Genomic DNA, 1,658 nt, shown 5'->3' on the forward strand with positions numbered 1-1,658 from the left:
AATGATATGCTCCCCCTTAAGTAGACAGATGAAAAAACAAAAATCTGTTGCTTAGGGGGGAGCCCTTTTTATGTCTGTATCGTTTGAAAAGAAACTGGAGGCATTACAGCTGTATGAGGAAGGATTCCATACCATTTCAGAGATCTGTTCCATACATCAGATCGCCCTATCCACATTTAAGAGATGGAGGTACAAGAAAGAAAAGTATGGGATTGATGGTCTGAGGAAATCAACCAAGTGGAAACTCTACTCAAAGGAACTGAAGGCTTCAGCGATCCAGGATTATTTATCTGGCAGCTACTCTGTAAAGGATATTGTGAGAAAACACGAGATTTCCAGTTCTTCTGTATTCCGAAAGTGGCTGAAGAAGTATAATGATCATAGTGAAATCAAGGCCACCGGAAAGGGACTGACCACTATGATCAAAGGCAGAAAAACCACATGGAAAGAGAGAATTGAGATTGTACAGGATTGTCTTTCCGGCGGGAAAGACTATCAGGAAACAGCCAGAAAGTATGAGGTTTCCTACAACCAGGTCTATCAATGGATGAAGAAGTATGAGAAAGATGGGGCAGAGTCCTTAAAGGATAAACGGGGACGCAACAAGACGGAAGAGGAACTTACACCGGAGGACAAGGCGAAACTGGAAATGAAACGGCTAGAAAAGGAGAATGAACGGCTGCGGGCGGAGAATGCACTGCTAAAAAAGTTGGAGGAAATCGAGAGGAGGCGTCGCTAAGCAGGGTCCATCTGGGAGACCGGTTTACAGCAATACAAGAACTGCACAAGGAAGGGTTTCCGGTTTCTTTACTATGCGCACTGGCTGGATTGGCACGCTCCTCCTACTATAAATGGCTGAAACGGAGTCCCTCTTGCGAGGAAGAACGCAATCTGGAGATCCTTACAGCCATTCTGTCTCTTCATGAAAAGTACGAAGGTATCTACGGATACCGACGTATGAAATTGAACATCAATCGCCTATTCAATTGTACATTTAACCATAAACGGATTTACCGCCTGATGAAGGTGGCAAGAATCCAGGCAGTCATTAGGAGAAAGCGTAAAGCCTATTTGGCTTCACCTCCTCAGCATGTGGCAGAAAACGTGCTGAACCGTGAGTTTTTAGCCGAGGCTCCGAATGAAAAATGGGTTACAGATGTAACAGAATTCAAGTATGGGAATGGCCGCAAGGCCTATCTGAGCGCGATTCGTGATCTATACGACGGATCTATCATCAGTTATGTAATCGGGCATTCAAACAATAACCCCCTTGTATTTCAGACCTTGGACAAGGCGCTGGAGACAAAGATTGATGCCCACCCCATTCTGCATAGCGATCGCGGCTTCCAATATACCTCCAAGCAATTCAAACGGAAACTGGATGACGCAGGCATTACGCATAGCATGTCGCGTGTGGGGCGATGCATCGATAACAGTCCGATGGAGTCCTTTTGGGGTTCGCTTAAGTGTGAGAAATATTATCTGCATTCGTATTCTTCATTTGAAGAGCTTCAAAACGCAATCCATGACTACATTCACTTTTATAATCACCACCGTCTGCAAGAAAAATTAGGCGGCCTCAGCCCCATTGAATATAGGGCTAAGACCGCCTAACCAATTTACTTATTTCCACTGTCTACTTGACAGGGGGCAGTTCA

General features: G+C 44.9%; 1 protein-coding gene. It reads left to right on the plus strand.

Going from position 1 to position 1,658, the window contains the following annotated elements; genetic code table 11:
* Positions 1–70 precede the first annotated feature (70 nt).
* A protein-coding gene (locus tag AC0TWI_RS00060; RefSeq protein WP_488124312.1) for an IS3 family transposase occupies positions 71–1,614 on the plus strand; the annotation gives its coding sequence in 2 pieces (ribosomal slippage) (positions 71–713 and positions 713–1,614; 1,545 coding nt in all).
* The last annotated feature ends 44 nt before the right edge of the window (positions 1,615–1,658 follow it).

The organism is Lederbergia sp. B243.17, assembly GCF_057657925.1.